Raw genomic sequence first — 17,667 nt, 5'->3', positions numbered from 1 at the left:
TTATATCATGACAATTTTTGACAATGCCATTTAAGACTTTTAATTTTTCATTTACTTTCTTTTTTACGCATTACCTATGTTTTAAATCATTGTATGAAAATATTTTCAACAGCAACTGTTTTTGAAAAAAATTTAATTAATAGTTTAATTAAATATTTAATTATTATAAAGTATGAAGGGTACAATGGTAAAATTCTACCGTACTCATAAATTAGTGAAGGTAATATAAAATGTCAAAACCCGTTGTTGCAATAACAAGGCCGAAAGACAGGGCTAAAAAGGCCTGTGAAATTGTAGAAAAGTTAGGAGGAACACCTGTTCTTGCTCCTACTTTGGATTTACAGCCTGTAAACACCGACTCCCTGAAGGAATTGGTGGCAAGAAAGGATGAACTTGATTGGATTGTTTTTACATCCCCAACCACAATTGTTTCACTGAACCAGTTTTATCCGGATTTCATTCCAAATCTAAACTGCAAACTCGCAGTAATCGGAAACAAGACAGGAAAGCTGGCTGAAAAGAATGGCCTCACAGTTGATTTGATGCCACAGGATTTCACAGCGGAAGGTCTGATTGAGGAGTTCAGGAAACGTGGAATTACAGGCAAAGTAATCGGAATTCCAAGAACCGCTTCAGCAAGACCGATACTTCCACAGGAACTTGAAAAACTTGGAAATGAAATTATTCTTGCAGAAGCATACAAGTCACTGTTCCCAATGGATGAAAAGGCCATTAAAGAACTTTTTGAAAAAATCGAAAATGGTGAAATTGACGCCATCACATTCACAAGCCCACTTACCGTTGAAAACTTCTTTGAAGTTGCAGACGACAAGCAAAAGCTCGCAAAGCTTCTAAATGACCACCTGCTGACAGTTTCAATCGGCCCCATTACAGCAAGAGTGCTTGACAAATACAATATTGCCCACATTTACCCTGACACTTATACAGTTCCTGACATGATGGAACTGCTATTCAAGACTTGGAGAGAGGAAAATGAATGATAAGATAAGCATTATTTTACCAATTTTTAATGTTGGACCTCACCTAAGAGGAGGCATAGACTCTCTAATAAACCAGACAATCGGTAATGAAAATCTGGAAATTATCATGGTTAACGACTGCTCAACTGACGGGTCTGATAAAATCATTGACGAATATGCTGAAAAATATGACTGTTGCGTTGCAATACACCATGAAACCAACAGTGGAGGAGCTCACACCCCACGTAATACAGGTATTGAAGCGTCAACAGGAGATTACATCATGTTTTTAGATCCTGACGACAGATACACACCTGATGCATGCGAAAGATTATACGAGGCAGTCAAAAAATACGATGTCGATGTGGCATTTGCAAGATTCAGAAGAATATTCGAATACGGAGGATATGTCCAGGAGTCATACTCACCTTATGAGGCAGACCTTAAAAGCGCATATCCTGACGAGACCTTTGAGTCTGCAAACTTTCTGGACATTCCAGACGTTTTATGGGACAATGTAGTTGAAAGAGTCCTTTACGGCAAAACCCTGGAAGTTACATATCCAAGAGACGGGCCGATAGACATCATCCATGTCGACAACATCGAACAGGAACCGGATTTGCTGAAAATACAGCCTTCAGTATGGTGTAAAATCTACAGAAGGGAACTGATTATGGACAATGACATCCGTTTCAAGCCGTTCGTTTCAGGAGACGACATGGCATTCACACTGGAAGCGCTTTTAAAGGCAGACGGTATCGTTTTTCTGAACAATTTCATGAGCTACGACTATTACATCCGTGACCTTCCAAACGACAAGTCAATCACAAATAACGTTAATGTAAGGCTTCTTGATGAACTTATGGAAGCCTATATTTACTGCAGAAAGCAAACTGAAGGATTTTCCAAAGAGATTCAGAACGTGTCACTGAACCCTCATCTGCTTCACTGGACACACATGTGGAAAACCTCACCGTTTACCAAAGCCGAGAACCAGCTGTTGCTTGGCAAAGTTAAACGACTTAAAAAAATACACAACAAAGACTTAAAATCAAAGATGCTAATGTCTTCAATAACAACAGCACTTGAAACCGCTATATTCACTTCAAAGGAGTAAAAAATTATGGCTAAATTTTATAAATACGTGATTGTAGGGGCTGGACTTTCCGGTCTTACAATAGCTGAAAGAATTGCAAACGAACTGGATGAAGAAGTATTGATTATAGAAAAACGTGACCATATCGGTGGAAACATATATGATTTTTATGATGACGGTCTTTTGATTCAAAAATACGGACCTCACATCTACCACACAAGCGAGAAAAAAGTTCACGATTACCTTTCACAATTTACAGAATGGAATGACTACGTGCACAGGGTATTGAGCTACGTTGACGGAAAACTCGTACCAATGCCAATCTGTATCGACACCCTGAATGCATTGTACGATTTGGATTTGGATGAAAATTCCATGAAGGAATGGATTGAAGAGCACAAGGAAGACATCGATGAGGTAAAATCTTCCGAAGATGTCGTGCTTAAAAATGCGGGCCGTGACATCTACGAAAAGCTTTTCAAAAACTACACTGAAAAGCAATGGGGAACATCCGCAGCAAATCTAAGCCCGACTGTCATATCCCGAATCCCTTTCAGATTCAACCATGACGACAGGTACTTCTCAGACACTTATCAGGGAATGCCTAAGGAAGGGTTCACCAAGATGTGTGAAAACATGATCAAGTCCGACAAGATCCATGTGGGACTTAAGGCTGATTATAAGGACTACATCGACAAGATAGATTATGAAACCTTAATCTACACAGGACCTATCGATTATTTCTATGACTACAAGTACGGTGAGCTGCTTTACAGATGCCTGAACTTCGTATATGAAATTTTGGATGAGGATTCATATCAGGACGTTGCCGTTGTCAATCATCCGAACGACCCTTACTTTACAAGGATTACCGAGTTCAAGAAATTGACCTGGCAGGAAGTGGAAGGCAAAACCGCAATCATGAAGGAATATCCTGGATTCAACGGTGAGAAATGCTACCCTTACCCTACCCAAGAGTACCTTGACAAGTTCAAGCTCTACGAAGCTGAAATGGAAAAAGAGGAAAACGTGATATTTTTAGGAAGACTTGCAAAATACAAATACTACAACATGGATTTGGTAGTTAAGGAAGCATTGGAAGTCTTTGAAAATCAAATAAAATAGGTGATTAAATGATTACAATCTGGCCACAGTATCTGGATAAAAATTTATCCATAAGTGAAGGCAGAAAAGTGTCAAAGGAAATAGCTGTTGCTGAACCAAGCATTTCCGAAATTGAAAGAGCCCTAAAAAGAATGGGACTGAAATTCAACACCGACAAGGAAAGGGCATACCCTGGAAAATGGTATGAAAAATCCGGAAGAGTTCTTGTCGAATGGGAAGACACAAAACTTGAATTATTAAAAGAAGTAAGCTTAAAAATTAAAGAGATTAGAAACTGATTAATATGCAAATACCACAACTGATGTCTGAACAATACCGTGAAGCGGCCCAGCTCATTAAAGCGAGCGAGGATATTAAGGTATACTCTCACATTGACTGCGACGGAATCTGTTCAGGCGCAATCTTATCAACCATACTAGACAGACAGGAAAAGGAACACGAAATAGAATTCGTGAACCTGGACGTTCTGGATGACATTGAACTTACCCATGATTTGACAATATTTTCAGATCTGGGTTCCGGCCAGCACATTACAACAAATGCTAAAGACGGCCAGAAAATCATCATCCTGGACCACCACCCTCCATTAAGGGAACTTGACTATAAAGACGACAAGCCATACACCTATCTGGAAATCAACCCTCTCCACCACGGAATAGACGGATCATATTACGTCTGCGGCGGAGGATTATGCTATTTTCTTGCAAAGGAATTCGGTTATACCGATTTAAGCTGGATTGGAGTTCTATCAGCAATAGGAGATATGCAAAACCAGAAATCAGGACACCTGGAAGGCCTCAACGAGATTATCCAGCAGGATGCAATAGACGGAGGATACCTCGAACTGAATAAAGGTGACCTAAACATCTACGGCAGAAACACAAGGCCGCTTTTTGTCGCACTTTCATACTTCAGTGATGTAAAACTCCCTATTACAAACAACACAACCGAAACAATGGCAGTTCTGGAAGAGCTTGGAATCGATGAAAAGCACAACCGCAAAACCCTGAATGAACTCACCCAGGAGGAAAAGGGAAAAGTGTTCCAGTACATGATGGGAATGCTCTCAAAGGCAGTGCCTCCAAAATACATACCATACCTGCCGCAATTAATCCTTGGAGACTCATACACATTCCTTAAAGAGGATTATGACAGTTTCCTGAGGGACGGTTCAGAGTTTTCAACTGCAATGAACGCTTGCGGAAGAAACAAGGAGGAAAAAGTGGCTATGGAAGTGCTTAAAGGAGACAGATTCGTGGCGCTTGATGAGCTTGAAAGCGTGAGCAAAACCCACAGATACAATCTGGCAACATCAATTGCAAAAGTTGCGGAAGGCGATGAGACCAACATCATTGAAATGGAAAACCTCCAGTACTTTGACGGCGACGGAATCAAGCCTGAAATTGTCGGAACAATAACAGGGATGATTTTGGGATACTGCAACTGGAAAAAGCCAATTATAGGATTTACACAAACCGACAACGACGGACTTAAGGTTTCACTGAGATGTTCAAGATTGCTTTCATATGACGGAATTCACTTCGGAAATATTATCCGTGAAATCTCAGCAGAGGTCGGTGGAAGTGGCGGAGGTCACGCAATGGCATGTGGTGCCTATATTCCAATTGAAAAAAAATCAGAGTTCCTTGAATTATTTAATGAAAAATTAGATGGGCTTCTAACTACTTAATTTATATAATATTAAAATATAAAATATAAATATATCAAGTTTAATTGAGGGATGATATAATGATGAAATCATTTAAAAAAAGAGGTGCACTCACACATTTTCAAATACTAAGTGAGATATCTAAACAAGATCCACACCTCAAACAAAAAGATTTGGCTAATACATTAGGAATAACAATTCAAGCAGTCTCAGAAAACATTAAAACATTAATTGAGCAAGGATATATCACATCAAAAGATGGAAGATCACCTTATAAGATTACCCAGGCAGGTATCGACAAAGTCAAAAAAGATGCAATCAGCTTAAGGAAATATTCAGATTCAGTTCTGGAAACCATGAACCACTACAAAACCATTTGGCCAGCTATTGCAAAAGAAGATTTGAAAAAAGATGACATTGTCGGATTATACATGGAAGATGGAGTATTATACGCTCACAAAAAAGAAGAAAATGCGACAGGAGTTGTCCTTGATGACGCAGAAGCAAACATGGACGTGTCCTTAACCAACCTTACAGGAATCATTGACATGAGCGTCGGTGAAGTTACTGTCATTAACCTTCCGACAATCAAAGATGGCGGATCCAAAGCCTGTGACTTAAATCTAATCAAAAATGTTTATGATAAAGGAACCAACAGCGGAGATAAGTTCGACAAGGTTGCTGTAGCAGGAACAGTTGCACGTGCTGTTGTAAATAAATTGGAAATACCTTTAGACATAGAATATGCTGCTCCGCAAGCATCTGCAAATGCCGCACGTAAAGGATTGAATATTCTTGCAATATGTGTTGGTGAAATGAGTAAAGCATTCACTCGTGAACTTGAAAACGAAAAAATTAAATTCAATATCATAGATGGGGCAAAATAATTAATTTTCCCTTATCTTTTTTAATAAGGCTGCAGCTATCTCTTCAGGAGTAATATCTGCAGACGAACTATTTTTTATAGCTTTTAAATACTTATCCAAATCCTCTTTTTTTACTGAAACCCTAACATCATCCAAAACCTGTTTTATCATTATTTCTTCAAGCTCACTGTCTGAGGGAAGCTTTTTAACAATGATTTTTCCTTTGCTGATGTTTTTAAAATTGTTATTGTCCTCTTTTGAAACCAGCGTAAATGCATATCCGCTGTTTCCTGCCCTGGCAGTTCTTCCGATTCTGTGAACGTATGCATCATAATTTTGAGGAACATCATAGTTTATGACATAATCCAGATTGGAGATGTCAAGTCCCCTTGCCGCCACATCGGTTGCAACCAGAAAGCTCACATTTCCGTTTCTGAATTTGTTCATGACTTTGTCCCTAACCTTTTGAGTCATGTCCCCATGCAGAGCTTCGGATGAATAATCATGTTTCTTTAAGTTTTTAAAAATAAAATCTACGCCTTTTTTGGTGTTTGAAAAAATTAAAGCAGACTTGATATTATAAACTTCAATTATTTTGACCAAATCATCAAACTTGTATTTATGGTTTGTCCTAAAGGCAATTTGAGTAATTTTAGGAATATTCCTTTTTTTATTGGCAACCTTCATGAATTTCGGATTGTCCTGATAATTCTTTGCAATGTCCTTTATCTCCTTTGGGATGGTTGCCGAAAACATTAATGTCTGCTTTCTGTATCTTGCCTCATCAAGAATTCTTTCAATGTCATCCCTGAAACCCATGTCGAGCATTTCATCGGCTTCATCAAGAACCACCCTCTCGATTCCGGTCAAGTCCAGATTGCCCTTTTCAACATGGTCTATCACACGACCTGGAGTTCCGACAATGACATGAACTCCCTTTTTAAGGACTCTTGTCTGTTTTCCTATAGGCTGACCGCCATATACCGCAAGAACTTTCAGTTTTTTTATTTTTGAGCCTGCCTTTTCAATTTCACCTGCCACCTGAAGGCACAGCTCCCTTGTCGGACACAGCACGATGGCCTGAGGGGATTTATCATCAATGAAAATATTTTCCAAAATCGGAATTGCGAATGCAAGGGTTTTTCCTGAACCTGTCTGCGCCTGCGCTGTAACATCCAGACCCTTTAAAATATCTGGTATTGCCATTTTCTGGATAGGAGTTAATGTATTAAATCCCATATCGCCGATTGCATTTTTTATTTCATCTGAAATGTATAAATCCTCAAAATTCATTATGTTAATATTTAAAAAAATAGCTATTTATAAATTTAGATTAGTTTTGACTGATATGATTTTTGAGGAAACTCGTGCAGATATCTGAATATCTCATCGGGATTATTCAAAATGCCTTCACTGGAGGTTCTTTTATTGAAGATATCCATCAACTGCTTTTCCCTAGGGGACGGAAGGGAATAGCTATTGTGAAATCTTTCGATATATTTTTCCTTAAGGCCAGGAAAGCTCTCATCAAGCTTTGAGTAGAAATACTCCCTGTTGCCGTCCCTCAGCGTCAGTCCCATTCCAAAACAGATTATGCCCTTAACTCCGCTGTCAATGCACATGTCAAGAATGGAATTAATGTTTTCTTCGGTGTCGTTGATGTATGGAAGTATCGGACATAGCCACACTACAGTCGGAATGCCCTCTCTTTTCAAAATATTGAGGACTTCAATACGCCTTGATGTCGGGCACACGTCTCTCTCCAGTATCCTGCACAAATCATCGTCTGCAGTAGTCAGCGTCATCTGCACCACCGCCTTTGTCTTTTCATTGATCTTTTTAAGCATTTCCAAATCCCTTAAAATCAAATCAGACTTGGTGATGCAGGTAAATCCAAATCCATAATCATAAATCAACTTCAGGGATTTTCTGACATATTCCAATTGGCTTTCAAGAGGAATGTATGGGTCAGTCATCGCCCCGGTTCCGATCATTGCGGGAGACCTTCTCCTAAGTTCCTTTTTAAGTAGATCAAGGGAATTTTGCTTAACCTCGATGTCCTCAAACTTATGGTTCATCCCATAGACCTTGCTTCTGGAATCGCAGTATATGCATCCGTGGGTGCAGCCCCTGTATAGATTCATCCCGTTGTTTTTCGAGAGAATGCCTTTTGACGTTACATAATGCATGGAGATTATTTTATTGAAATTGATATTTAAAGAAATGCATAGAGCATTTGAAAAGTAACTTATATCAAAAATTACAAAGTTAATGTATGGAACAGAAAAACATTACTGGATATGAAAAGGAATACGAAACCAAAGACCATCCTGACATCAAAGGCGTCCAAATTATTGATGGTAAAAACAATTTCCCGATTAGTTGGCTAAATCAACAGGGATATTGCGAATACCAGATATATCTCGAATACTTAAAAGGCATTGAAACTGTCGCAACTCCTGAAATGACACACGGAAGTGAAATTCACAAACAGCTTGAAACAATTTTCAAAGAGGACTCAACACCTGCAACTTTTGAAGAGGCAGTTGAAGCATCAAAAGAGACTGCATCAATGTCAAGGGAATGTATGGTAGTGTCACCTGAATTTGGAATCAGGGGATATATCGATGAGATATGGATGAAGCCTGATGAAATCGTGATAATCGATGACAAGCCTGGACGTACACCATATTTCTCCACAATGAACCAGGTAAGGGCATATGCGCTTGCATATAAAAGCATGACAAATGACACAAGAGTAATAAAATCAGCACTGAGGGAACGTGGAACAGACAATCTATTTTGGATTGAAATATTTACTCCTGAAGTTGAAAAGGAAATCAAATTTACAATTGAAAGAGTGCATGGCCTTTTAGACGGTTCAAGACCATTTGTGCCTACTAAAAATCCGAACAAATGCAGATCATGCAGATACAAACGCTACTGCGAACACTACAAAAAAGAGTAATTATGAACAAGCAAAAAATCTCAATCATTTTATTAATTATTTTTTTGATAGGGCTTGGACTTACACTAGCCAATGCGCTCCTCGATGACAACAACAAAATAGAAAACACAACCGGAACAATAAGCGTTGGAAACAAGACAATACACTATGACAATGCAGGAAAATGCATTGAGGTAATTGACGGAAACACAATTCAAGTATACGGCATCGGAAAGGTTCAGCTTACACAGGTTAAAACACCCGACATGAACGAGTCAGGATTCAGCGATGCCAAAAAGTTCACTGAAGAGCTGTGCCTTGGAAAAACAGTTTATCTTGATGTTGACGATGCCCAGCCGCAGGACAAGTACGGCCGCACATTAGCTATCGTATACACTAACACAAGCGATGTAAACAGAGAGCTGATTGACAGCAACCATGCAAAAATCAGTTATTTCGAGCCTAGTGAGTTTAAAAAGGGTGAAATCTAAACAACCCTATTTAAACCTAAATAAATCTTATTTTTCTTATATATTTTATCAAGAATGGAATTCCACTCCTCAACAGTGATGCGTCCCTTATTCGGAATCAGACTGTCAAGTGAGGACTCATTTAAGTTTAAAATATCCGCCAGAACATATGATAATGTTCTGCCTGTTAATGATAAGTCATAAGGGTCATAGCCGGTTACCGCCAAAACCCATACATTATCCTTTGAGGAACTGTTATATTCCCTTCTTAATGCATCAAACCAGCTTGCTATCCTTTCACCATCATCAATGGATATATAGTAATCTTCACCGGAAAACTCAATATTATCGATGGCCTCTTTAATCTTGCCGTCGAGTTCAGGAGAACCTATCTCCAACTCGTATTCATTATTGGTAATGGTGTCAGACAAATAGTTTTCAATTTCCTTTATGTTTTTAAAGTACCCTATAGGCTCTAATCTGTCAGGGTCTCTATCACACAAATCATAAATTAAATCCTCATCAACTTCGCAGATTTCATATCCCTCGAGTTTGTGGGATTTATACTCTTTAAAATCAATGCAATAATTTTCCAAATCTTCCTTATTCAAATACCAGAGAACTTGAACTTTTTTTATCATAAAACTCTAAATAAATAAAAAAAAATATGATTAAATCATATTTATTACTACTGTTTTTGTAATGTTTCCGAATAATCTGTCGGTGTTCATTATTCTTCCAATAAGCCAGTCAAATATTATAGGAACCCAATAGATTTTAGTTAGGTTACGTACAATAGCCTGTGCCCAATTAATATTTGAACCGTTTCTGGATCTTACTTCAAGATACATTAATGCTTTACCTACGGTAGCACCATTAGCCTTTTCTAAAAATACGAAGTAAATAAATCCTAATATAGGTGCAATAATTGGGAATGCGACATAAACTGAACCAAGGTCAATAGGGCTTACTACAAGAGAAACCAAAAAGGATATAATCCACATAAATGCAGAAACTACAAAAAAATCAAGTACATATGCGATTATTCTTCTTGAAAAAACACTTGCCATGCAATCACCTTAACATACTCTTGGAACCGGGTCAGCTATAGGTGCCTCAAGAATTCTCTCACCACCGATAGGAGTGTTAATTACAACATAATCTCCTTCAACAACTTCACCGATTATAGCTGCATTTTCACCATATTTTTCGCCACGAATCGCTTCAAGGACTGCTTCAGCCTTATCGGCTTTAACTCCCATGACAACTTTTCCTTCGTTAGCTACTTCAAATGGATCAATACCTAACATTTCAGATACTGCATGAACCTCCTCCCTGATAGGAATAGCGTCCTGCTCTAAAACTACTCCGACACCTGCTTTTGATGCCATTTCGTTTATTGCATTTGCAAAACCTCCACGGGTTGGGTCTTTCATTGCAGTAACTCCACCAATTTCTAATGCTTTACTGATAATATTCCACATTGGAGCCACATCAGATTTCAAATCAGTTTCAAATCCGAATCCTTCCCTGAATGACATTAAACTCATTCCATGGTCACCTAAGCTACCTGTGACAATAATCTTATCTCCAACTTCCAAAGTAGAGTCACGGACTACTTCGCCTTTTTTGGCAATTCCGATACCTGTGGTAACCATAACAATTCCGTCAAGCTTGTCTTGAGGCATTACCTTGGTATCACCGGTAATTACAGCAACATCCACTTCTTCGCAGGTAGCATTTAAAGATTTCATGATTTTATCCAAATCATCAATCGGAAATCCTTCTTGCATGATAATTGCATTAGAAATCGCTAATGGGCGTGCACCCATTACTGAAACATCATTAATTGTTCCTGCAGCGGAAATTCTTCCAATGTCTCCACCAGGGAAAAATAATGGATCAATAGTGTGACCGTCTGTGGTAACTACAATTTCCCAGTCTCCTAAAGGAATTGAAGCCCCATCGTCTAATGCATCTAAACTAATACCACCGTTAACACTTTTTTTGGTGAGATTATCTAATACGGTGCTAGCTATCAAATTAGCCATTACTTCTCCACCAGCACCATGATTCATACTAATTTTATCGTCTGACATCATATCTCCTAATATAAATTATCATTATATTAATATGTTAAAACAAGTATATAATTATAGTTAATTTTTGAAAAAAATTGTTTACTTTTGAAAAAAAGTTTTAAAAAAAAAGAGAAAAAATTTAAGTAAAAAACTTAAATTAATACACCGTTAATAACACCGTCTTGACCAGGTCTGGATGTTACTTTAGCATTACCTTCAGGAGTTTCTACAATAGCCCCTTTGGTAATGATGTTCCTTCTTACGTAGTTAGGGTTTGCAGAGTTTTCGATTACACCAAGAATGTCTAATACTTGGGTTTTACCGTTTGCATCAGTAACATTGATTTTATTACCAGTAGCTAATCTTAGTTTTTCGTTTCCGCCCCTGGTTCTAATTTTTCTTAATTTTTTTTCATCTAATCTAGTTTCTGCAGGATCTCTTCCTAATTCAGATTTCCTTTTTCCACGGTTTGCAACGTTTCTTGCACCGGATGGACTTCTTGTTGATTTTCCTTGAGAAATTGCCATTATTTCACCTAAATAAATATAATCTATAATATAATAATCGCAGTCAATAAGCCTCTTTTCAATTAAAACTATTCGCAAGATAATTAATAGCCTAATTTTTGAGAGCAAAAAAGAGCCTTAAAGAATAATGATAATAAAATATTACTTTATCATTATATATAAATGTTTTATTTTTAAGCCAAAAATAGAAAAAATTAGGATTTGTGATTTAAAATAAAATCATCCACAAGCTTGTCAAAGTCCTCTTCGGAAAGATTTTCATCTGATGCCGCCTTGAGTATTTTCTGGATTTCCTCTTCGGGAACATCATCTCCAAGCATGTCAATGAGCAATTCCTTCAAATCGCCATCGTCAATGTATGCTTCACCGTCAGGATTCATGACATGTGATTTTTCCTCATCATCATCGTAAATATAGTACGGAACATCTTCCACATTATCACCTAGTCAAAATCAGGGAATTCATAGTAAACAATTTCATAGGGATCATCATCAAAATACCATTCATTAGGCTCGACAATTTCATCGTCATCATCTAAAATGAATTCATCTTCTGACTCTTCACCTTCCACCTGAATTACAATATTAACATCATCACCCAATGCTTCCAAATCGATACCCAACTCGTCAAGGTCTATAACGATTTCATCATCATCGCTTTCAGGCACGACAATCACTATCTCATCGCCAGGTTTAATATCAATATCTTGATTTTGCAAACTATCACTCCTAAAAATTGAAATTTTTCATTTACTAATATTATTTAATTAGTTATATTTAAAAGTTAATGGATTAGTAACTAGGAGTTACTATCCATCACAAAACTAATTTCAGGAATTCCAAATGTGTTTTTGCATTTGACTGAACAGACCTTCAGCTCCTCAATGAAAATTGAAAAGCATAAGCAGACGCCGTCACAGTCAATGCCTATTTTAATGTTGGGATTTTCCATGAAATTTTTAGACACATCGAACACTTCAGATGCCCTATCAACCAGGACTGAAGTAGGCAAATTATTTTTATCAACAATCAGGTAAATCCCTTCAGATATGCCATAATCTGCACAGTATCCATTTTTGCCTTCAATTTTTCCGACGAAGGTATCGTTTATCTCATCATAACTTGAAATCAAAGTTTCTTTTTCCATGTTATCAACCTCAAATAAACATTGGATAGTATAACATATTAATAAACCGCGAGAGCATTTGAAAAGTAATATATGAAATTTTTTGAATAAATAAAGCTATTTCAGAGCAATAAAATTGAAATAATTATGAATAATTGCATTGAAAACAAATATTAAGAAGGTGCAATATACTTATTAATAGGTGAAATAGTGGTTAAGGAAAGCCCAGAACAATTGGCTCTAGAAGCCGAAATAAAAGAGCAAGCCCAAAAATTCATAACATATCTTAATTCCACACTTCCGGAAAGCATGGAGCTTGAGTATGAAGGCTTTTACAGAAGAGGATTCTTTGTAAGCAAAAAAAGATATGCAGTTATTGAAGACGGAGAAATCATTGCTAAAGGTTTGGAATTGGTCAGAAGAGACTGGGCTCCGATTGTTAAAAAAACCCAAGAAGACATTTTAATGGCAATTTTGAAAGAAGGGGATGCTGATAAAGCTATCAAAGCCGTTAAAAAGGTATTGAAAAGAATCAAGAAAGGTGATGTTGACAACAAGGAACTCATCATCCACACCCAAATCACAAAGCCTCTTGACCAGTACAAGCAGGTCGGACCTCATGTCGTTGCTGCAAGAAAAATTGAGGAGCACGGCATTAAAGTGACAAGAGGAACCATCATCCAGTATATAATCGTTAAGGGAAAAGGCTCAATCAGTCAGCGTGCAGTTCCTTATGAATACAGCGAAGGTTATGTATATGACAAGGACTACTACATCAACAACCAGCTCATTCCGGCTGTTGAAAGAATAATGTATGCCTTCGGATATACGAAAAATGACCTGGAGGACATGGCGCGCGGTGAAGTCCAGCAAAGTCTAGATGCATTTTTCTAAAAACTTAAATAATTTTAAAGAAATAATATTCATTATATGATTAATGAAGATGACCGTGTTGTTTTTTTCGATATAGACGGAACCCTATTGGACACTACTGATTTTGCTGAAACCGCAAGAAAAGCAGCAATCGGATTAATGGTGGACAATGGATTGCCTCTTGATAAGGATGAAGCATACGGTGTTTTAAAAACAATTATACGTGAGAAAGGATCAAACTATGGAAGGCACTTCAACGTATTGACCCAGGTTGTGCTCGGCCATGAAGATCCAATGCTTGTAGCGCTCGGGATGATTACATACCACAATGTTAAAATGGCACTTTTAAGACCATTTCCAGAAACCATCGACACATTAATCTATCTTAAAAGCCAAGGCTATCGTTTAGCAGTTATTTCAAATGGTATTACAATAAAACAATGGGAAAAACTGGTAAGACTCAACATACACTCATTTTTTGATGAAGTAATCACCTCTGAAGAAGTCGGAAAGGAAAAACCTCAAAAGCTAATCTTTGATGTTGCTTTAAGAAAGATGCATGGAAATCCTGAAAAATCAGTAATGATTGGAAATAAATTTAAGGCAGACGCTTTAGGTGCAGTCAATGCAGGATTAAGTGCAATATTAGTAAATTCCGATGTTACAGAAGACGACAGGGAATATATAAAAAGAGAAAAATTAGATATTACAATTATTGATGATATTGGTGATGTTGATACAATATTATAACTCACCAAAATCCACTATTTTTTTAAAATTCAAGTTCCAGGGTTACCGGACAGTGATCAGAACCATAGATATCAGCTAAAATTTCTGCTGATTTGACATTTTCTTTAATTTCTTCATTCACATAGAAATAATCAAGTCTCCAACCGGCATTCCTTTCACGTGCGCGGGTCCTGTAGCTCCACCATGTAAAGTTGTTCTCGCCTTCGTCAAACATTCTGAAAGTGTCTATAAAACCTGACTCTTCAAGCTGGTCGAGCCATGCGCGCTCTTCAGGCAAGTATCCTGATTTTCCTTCACAGTTTTTAGGATTGTAAACATCAATCGGATTGTGGGCAATATTATAATCGCCTGTAATTACAACGTTTTTACCTTCATTTTTAAGCTCCACAAGCTGTTCAAGCAAAGCGTTACAGAAATCAACTTTAAAATCAAGCCTTTTGGCATTCATGCCGCTGTTTGGGAAGTAAATGTTGTAGAGGAAAAAGTCCGGATACTCTATTCTCAATACCCTTCCTTCACTGTCAAGCTCCTCAACGCCCAAACCTTTGACAACTTCAACAGGCTCTATTTTTGAGTATGTTCCAACACCGCTGTATCCTTTCTTTTCAGCCTCATTGAAACATTGATGGTATCCTTCAACGTCAGCCAATTTCTTTGGAATATCATCTTGGGTTGCTCTTACTTCCTGAAAGTTGATGATGTCTGCATCAGTGCTGTCAAACCAGTCCCAAAATTCATCCTTTTTTGAGACTGCCCTAATTCCATTCACATTCCAAGAAACCAGCTTTATTGACATTATAATCTAACCCCATTGTCGAGAGGCACTTCACGAAGCCAGTTGATGTCACTTTTGTAAAGCATACGAATGTCTTCAACACCGTATCTAATCATTGCAAGTCTTTCAATACCCATACCGAATGCTAAAGCAGGCTGGTCAATTCCTAAAGGTTTTAACACTTCAGGCCTGAACATTCCAGCACCACCGAGTTCAATCCAGCTTTCCTTCTCTTCGAGATAGATTTCGGATTCGGTAGACAGATATGTGTATGGGAAGTAAGCAGGTCTGAATCTTACTTCAAAACCGAGTTTTTTGTAGAACTCTTTTAAAACACCTAAAAGATTTTGATAACTGATGTCAGGTCCGCATACAAGTCCTTCAACCTGGTGGAATTCAGGCAAGTGCTTGTAGTCGAAAGTTTCCCTTCTGAATACTCTTCCTACTGAAAACATTTTGATTGGAGGCTCATGTTCAAACAGGTGTTTTGTGGATATTCCTGTAGTGTGGGTTCTTAACACACTTTGGCGAGCGATATCTTCACTCCAGTCATATTGCCATCCGATGGAACCGGTATCCGCACCGGTTTCGTGAGTTTCAGCAGTGAGCTTAACGAGATCGTCATCAGGCAAGTCACATGTTAAAGGATTTTTAAGATAAAATGTATCCTGCATTTCACGTGCAGCATGATCTTGAGGTTGGAAAAGAGAATCGAAGTTCCAGAATGCAGATTCGACATATTCTCCATTGTCTTCAACAAATCCCATGTCCAAAAAGATTTCCCTTATCTCATCAATGATAACTCTTAATGGGTGTTTTTTACCTGCAAATACTGTTGGCGCTTCAGCGTTAATGTCATATGGACGATATTGCAAGTTTTTCCATTCACCGTCTTTTAATTGCTGGTGAGTTAACTGAGTAGCCTGTTCTTGAATGGTAAATCCAACTTTTAGGATTTCTTCACCTTTTGGCAGGAGTTTAAAAGAGTGTGAGGTTTCTTTTTTAATGTTTAAAATATTTTTCCTACCGGTTAACTTTTTAAATCCGTCCATTAAATCATCTGTGAAAAGTTTAACTCCATCAACATTGGCCTGAAGATAATCAAGCACTTTTTCATCTATGCCCGCTTTGTCAACAAATTCATTACCCATTTCAGTGATTTTAAGAACTCCCTTATCGATTTGAGCCCAATCTTTCTGACGCAGCCATCCAAGCGCAATGCCTGTTTCCTTTTTGTCAATGCCCGCTTCACTAGCAAGGTCTTTCATGGAAATCTCTTTTTTGTCTGCCAATACTCTCAGGATTCTTCTTTCAGGAAGTCCTTTTTCAGCGTATTCAAGACCATCATCTGTTAAGGAGTATGTTTTTTGAACTTCCTTGTCGACTTCAATAATGTCTTTTGAAGCGAGTGAACCTGCTGCACTCATGACGGATTTGATATCCATGCCAGTATTTTCAGCAATCTGTTCAGGAGTAATTTCAGAATTAGATTCTAGTTCTTTTAAAAGTTTCTTTTCATAAATATGCAATTCGTTAATGGTTTTTTTAATATCCTCACTCATTTAAACACCATACATTAAGATTAATAATATAATAATATATGTCTAAAATGATTTATAAAGATAATGTTATTTTAAAAAAAAGAGGATGTGACACAAAGTCACTATTTTTTTAATTTTATTTTGCTTAATTTTTCTTTAATTTTATATACTATGAAGTACAATCTTTTATTATAGATATTAATATTTATGGTTGTTTTATTCATGGTTTTGAAAGATGATAATATTAATCAGAGCATGTTAGTCCCGTTGGACTTGCGAAATTTGATTCCTAAAGATCATCCGTGTTATTTTATTAAAAATGTGGTTGATTTAATTGATTGTTCGAAAGCGAACCAGGAGTTTCGTGGAACTCCTGGTGAATTTGCTTATCCGCGCGAATTATTGCTTAGACTCATTTTAATGAGCGTTTTCGATGGAGGATTATCTTCAAGAGAAATTGAGAGGAAAACACGTACAGACATTGCATATATGTACCTTGCAGCAATGGAAAAACCATCATACAGGACAATAGCAAGATTTAAAGTCGAATATTCAGATTTAATCGACGAAGCATTCAAAACAACCATTAAAATTGCAAAAGATAATGATTTAATAAAAATCCATCATTTGAGCTTGGACGGAACTAAAATCAAAGCAAAAACATTTATTAACAAATTAACAGATGAAAACCAAATCAAAATCATGAAAGAACACCTCCAAAAAAGTATTGAAAGAGATCAACAAGAAGATGAAGAACTTGGAGATGAATCTGGAAATACTGTTCCAGAATCATTAACAGACAAAGAAAAATTCAAAGAAACAGTAAAAGAAATAGAAAAATC

Annotated in this window: 22 protein-coding genes; 11 read left to right on the top strand and 11 right to left on the bottom strand. The window is 37.3% G+C overall.

From position 1 onward, the window contains the following. Window positions 1–230: 230 nt before the first annotated feature. The 6 genes from ACKI30_RS05015 (at window position 231) to ACKI30_RS04990 (ending at window position 5,757) form a co-directional block, all read left to right on the top strand. Window positions 231–1,001 carry a uroporphyrinogen-III synthase gene (locus tag ACKI30_RS05015; protein WP_407410426.1) on the top strand — a complete coding sequence of 257 codons (771 nt, stop codon included), beginning with the start codon at window positions 231–233 and terminating at the stop codon, window positions 999–1,001. Beyond that, window positions 994–2,097: a glycosyltransferase gene (locus ACKI30_RS05010; RefSeq protein ID WP_407410424.1), complete on the top strand. Its 1,104-nt coding sequence runs from the start codon at window positions 994–996 to the stop codon at window positions 2,095–2,097. Before ACKI30_RS05015 ends, ACKI30_RS05010 begins: the two co-directional genes overlap by 8 nt. A 6-nt stretch (window positions 2,098–2,103) precedes the next feature. Beyond that, window positions 2,104–3,201, top strand: a complete 1,098-nt coding sequence (glf, locus tag ACKI30_RS05005) for a UDP-galactopyranose mutase (protein WP_407410422.1) — start codon at window positions 2,104–2,106, stop codon at window positions 3,199–3,201. An 8-nt stretch (window positions 3,202–3,209) separates the two neighbouring features. Further along, on the top strand, window positions 3,210–3,479 hold the full coding sequence (locus ACKI30_RS05000; RefSeq protein WP_407410420.1) for a signal recognition particle subunit SRP19/SEC65 family protein: 270 nt from the start codon (window positions 3,210–3,212) through the stop codon (window positions 3,477–3,479). A 5-nt stretch (window positions 3,480–3,484) separates the two neighbouring features. Next, window positions 3,485–4,891 carry a single-stranded-DNA-specific exonuclease RecJ gene (recJ, locus tag ACKI30_RS04995; RefSeq protein ID WP_407410419.1) on the top strand — a complete coding sequence of 469 codons (1,407 nt, stop codon included), beginning with the start codon at window positions 3,485–3,487 and terminating at the stop codon, window positions 4,889–4,891. A gap of 62 nt (window positions 4,892–4,953) precedes the next feature. After that, a complete protein-coding gene (locus ACKI30_RS04990) occupies window positions 4,954–5,757 on the top strand; it encodes a winged helix-turn-helix transcriptional regulator (RefSeq protein WP_407410428.1) in 804 nt (267 codons plus the stop codon). Here the strand turns inward: ACKI30_RS04990 and ACKI30_RS04985 are convergent, their stop codons facing one another. Further along, window positions 5,758–7,029 carry a DEAD/DEAH box helicase gene (locus ACKI30_RS04985; protein WP_407410417.1) on the bottom strand — a complete coding sequence of 424 codons (1,272 nt, stop codon included), beginning with the start codon at window positions 7,027–7,029 and terminating at the stop codon, window positions 5,758–5,760. A gap of 35 nt (window positions 7,030–7,064) precedes the next feature. Beyond that, entirely contained in the window at window positions 7,065–7,925 is an 861-nt protein-coding gene (locus tag ACKI30_RS04980) for an SPL family radical SAM protein (RefSeq protein WP_407410415.1), read from the bottom strand. A gap of 86 nt (window positions 7,926–8,011) precedes the next feature. Between ACKI30_RS04980 and cas4 the strand changes: the two genes are divergently transcribed. Further along, window positions 8,012–8,704 carry a CRISPR-associated protein Cas4 gene (gene cas4, locus ACKI30_RS04975; RefSeq protein ID WP_407410413.1) on the top strand — a complete coding sequence of 231 codons (693 nt, stop codon included), beginning with the start codon at window positions 8,012–8,014 and terminating at the stop codon, window positions 8,702–8,704. 2 nt (window positions 8,705–8,706) lie between these two features. Further along, window positions 8,707–9,174 (top strand): thermonuclease family protein, encoded by a 468-nt coding sequence (locus tag ACKI30_RS04970; protein WP_407410411.1) that lies wholly within the window; start codon window positions 8,707–8,709, stop codon window positions 9,172–9,174. Here the strand turns inward: ACKI30_RS04970 and ACKI30_RS04965 are convergent. The 7 genes from ACKI30_RS04965 to ACKI30_RS04935 all read right to left on the bottom strand — a co-directional run bounded on the left by ACKI30_RS04965 (window position 9,171) and on the right by ACKI30_RS04935 (window position 12,907). Next, complete coding sequence (locus ACKI30_RS04965) at window positions 9,171–9,794, bottom strand: hypothetical protein (RefSeq protein ID WP_407410409.1); 624 nt, start codon at window positions 9,792–9,794, stop codon at window positions 9,171–9,173. The two genes, ACKI30_RS04970 and ACKI30_RS04965, sit on opposite strands and share 4 nt — an antisense overlap. Before the next feature lie 30 nt (window positions 9,795–9,824). Then, entirely contained in the window at window positions 9,825–10,223 is a 399-nt protein-coding gene (locus tag ACKI30_RS04960) for an RDD family protein (RefSeq protein WP_407410407.1), read from the bottom strand. Between the two features lie 9 nt (window positions 10,224–10,232). After that, complete coding sequence (gene hypE, locus ACKI30_RS04955) at window positions 10,233–11,252, bottom strand: hydrogenase expression/formation protein HypE (protein WP_295161509.1); 1,020 nt, start codon at window positions 11,250–11,252, stop codon at window positions 10,233–10,235. Window positions 11,253–11,386: 134 nt separating this feature from the next. Beyond that, a complete protein-coding gene (locus tag ACKI30_RS04950; protein ID WP_407410404.1) occupies window positions 11,387–11,761 on the bottom strand; it encodes a 30S ribosomal protein S8e in 375 nt (124 codons plus the stop codon). A 194-nt stretch (window positions 11,762–11,955) separates the two neighbouring features. Further along, window positions 11,956–12,195 carry a hypothetical protein gene (locus ACKI30_RS04945; protein WP_407410402.1) on the bottom strand — a complete coding sequence of 80 codons (240 nt, stop codon included), beginning with the start codon at window positions 12,193–12,195 and terminating at the stop codon, window positions 11,956–11,958. A gap of 8 nt (window positions 12,196–12,203) precedes the next feature. After that, the gene (locus tag ACKI30_RS04940) at window positions 12,204–12,479 is read right to left on the bottom strand and encodes a hypothetical protein (RefSeq protein WP_407410400.1); all 276 of its coding nucleotides are present in this window, start codon (window positions 12,477–12,479) and stop codon (window positions 12,204–12,206) included. A gap of 80 nt (window positions 12,480–12,559) precedes the next feature. Further along, complete coding sequence (locus tag ACKI30_RS04935; protein WP_407410398.1) at window positions 12,560–12,907, bottom strand: hypothetical protein; 348 nt, start codon at window positions 12,905–12,907, stop codon at window positions 12,560–12,562. A gap of 189 nt (window positions 12,908–13,096) precedes the next feature. Here ACKI30_RS04935 and ACKI30_RS04930 point away from each other — a divergent pair, with 189 nt between their 5' ends. Beyond that, complete coding sequence (locus ACKI30_RS04930; protein ID WP_292740161.1) at window positions 13,097–13,780, top strand: DNA polymerase domain-containing protein; 684 nt, start codon at window positions 13,097–13,099, stop codon at window positions 13,778–13,780. Between the two features lie 36 nt (window positions 13,781–13,816). Next, window positions 13,817–14,509: a TIGR02253 family HAD-type hydrolase gene (locus ACKI30_RS04925; protein ID WP_407410396.1), complete on the top strand. Its 693-nt coding sequence runs from the start codon at window positions 13,817–13,819 to the stop codon at window positions 14,507–14,509. A 22-nt stretch (window positions 14,510–14,531) separates the two neighbouring features. Here the strand turns inward: ACKI30_RS04925 and ACKI30_RS04920 are convergent, their stop codons facing one another. Next, complete coding sequence (locus ACKI30_RS04920) at window positions 14,532–15,305, bottom strand: exodeoxyribonuclease III (protein ID WP_407410394.1); 774 nt, start codon at window positions 15,303–15,305, stop codon at window positions 14,532–14,534. Continuing rightward, window positions 15,305–16,846 (bottom strand): phenylalanine--tRNA ligase subunit alpha, encoded by a 1,542-nt coding sequence (locus ACKI30_RS04915; RefSeq protein ID WP_407410392.1) that lies wholly within the window; start codon window positions 16,844–16,846, stop codon window positions 15,305–15,307. The genes ACKI30_RS04920 and ACKI30_RS04915 overlap by 1 nt, the downstream gene beginning before the upstream one ends. Window positions 16,847–17,047: 201 nt before the next feature. Here ACKI30_RS04915 and ACKI30_RS04910 point away from each other — a divergent pair. Further along, on the top strand, window positions 17,048–17,667 hold a 620-nt coding region (locus ACKI30_RS04910; RefSeq protein ID WP_407410390.1), incomplete at its 3' end, for a transposase.

Source organism: Methanobrevibacter sp., from assembly GCF_045539575.1.
Taxonomy (GTDB): Archaea; Methanobacteriota; Methanobacteria; order Methanobacteriales; family Methanobacteriaceae; genus Methanocatella.
This window is presented reverse-complemented; position numbering and strand designations above follow the sequence as displayed.

Coding starts and splice junctions, on each gene's coding strand:
- glf (WP_407410422.1), top strand. CDS start 2,104: ATGGCTAAATTTTATAAATACGTGATTGTAGGGGCTGGACTTTCCGGT.
- ACKI30_RS04960 (WP_407410407.1), bottom strand. CDS start 10,223: ATGGCAAGTGTTTTTTCAAGAAGAATAATCGCATATGTACTTGATTTT.
- ACKI30_RS05010 (WP_407410424.1), top strand. CDS start 994: ATGAATGATAAGATAAGCATTATTTTACCAATTTTTAATGTTGGACCT.
- ACKI30_RS05015 (WP_407410426.1), top strand. CDS start 231: ATGTCAAAACCCGTTGTTGCAATAACAAGGCCGAAAGACAGGGCTAAA.
- ACKI30_RS04925 (WP_407410396.1), top strand. CDS start 13,817: ATGATTAATGAAGATGACCGTGTTGTTTTTTTCGATATAGACGGAACC.
- ACKI30_RS04985 (WP_407410417.1), bottom strand. CDS start 7,029: ATGAATTTTGAGGATTTATACATTTCAGATGAAATAAAAAATGCAATC.
- ACKI30_RS04980 (WP_407410415.1), bottom strand. CDS start 7,925: ATGCATTATGTAACGTCAAAAGGCATTCTCTCGAAAAACAACGGGATG.
- recJ (WP_407410419.1), top strand. CDS start 3,485: ATGCAAATACCACAACTGATGTCTGAACAATACCGTGAAGCGGCCCAG.
- cas4 (WP_407410413.1), top strand. CDS start 8,012: ATGGAACAGAAAAACATTACTGGATATGAAAAGGAATACGAAACCAAA.
- ACKI30_RS04970 (WP_407410411.1), top strand. CDS start 8,707: ATGAACAAGCAAAAAATCTCAATCATTTTATTAATTATTTTTTTGATA.
- ACKI30_RS04965 (WP_407410409.1), bottom strand. CDS start 9,794: ATGATAAAAAAAGTTCAAGTTCTCTGGTATTTGAATAAGGAAGATTTG.
- ACKI30_RS04950 (WP_407410404.1), bottom strand. CDS start 11,761: ATGGCAATTTCTCAAGGAAAATCAACAAGAAGTCCATCCGGTGCAAGA.
- ACKI30_RS04990 (WP_407410428.1), top strand. CDS start 4,954: ATGAAATCATTTAAAAAAAGAGGTGCACTCACACATTTTCAAATACTA.
- ACKI30_RS04920 (WP_407410394.1), bottom strand. CDS start 15,305: ATGTCAATAAAGCTGGTTTCTTGGAATGTGAATGGAATTAGGGCAGTC.
- ACKI30_RS05000 (WP_407410420.1), top strand. CDS start 3,210: ATGATTACAATCTGGCCACAGTATCTGGATAAAAATTTATCCATAAGT.
- ACKI30_RS04915 (WP_407410392.1), bottom strand. CDS start 16,846: ATGAGTGAGGATATTAAAAAAACCATTAACGAATTGCATATTTATGAA.
- hypE (WP_295161509.1), bottom strand. CDS start 11,252: ATGTCAGACGATAAAATTAGTATGAATCATGGTGCTGGTGGAGAAGTA.
- ACKI30_RS04935 (WP_407410398.1), bottom strand. CDS start 12,907: ATGGAAAAAGAAACTTTGATTTCAAGTTATGATGAGATAAACGATACC.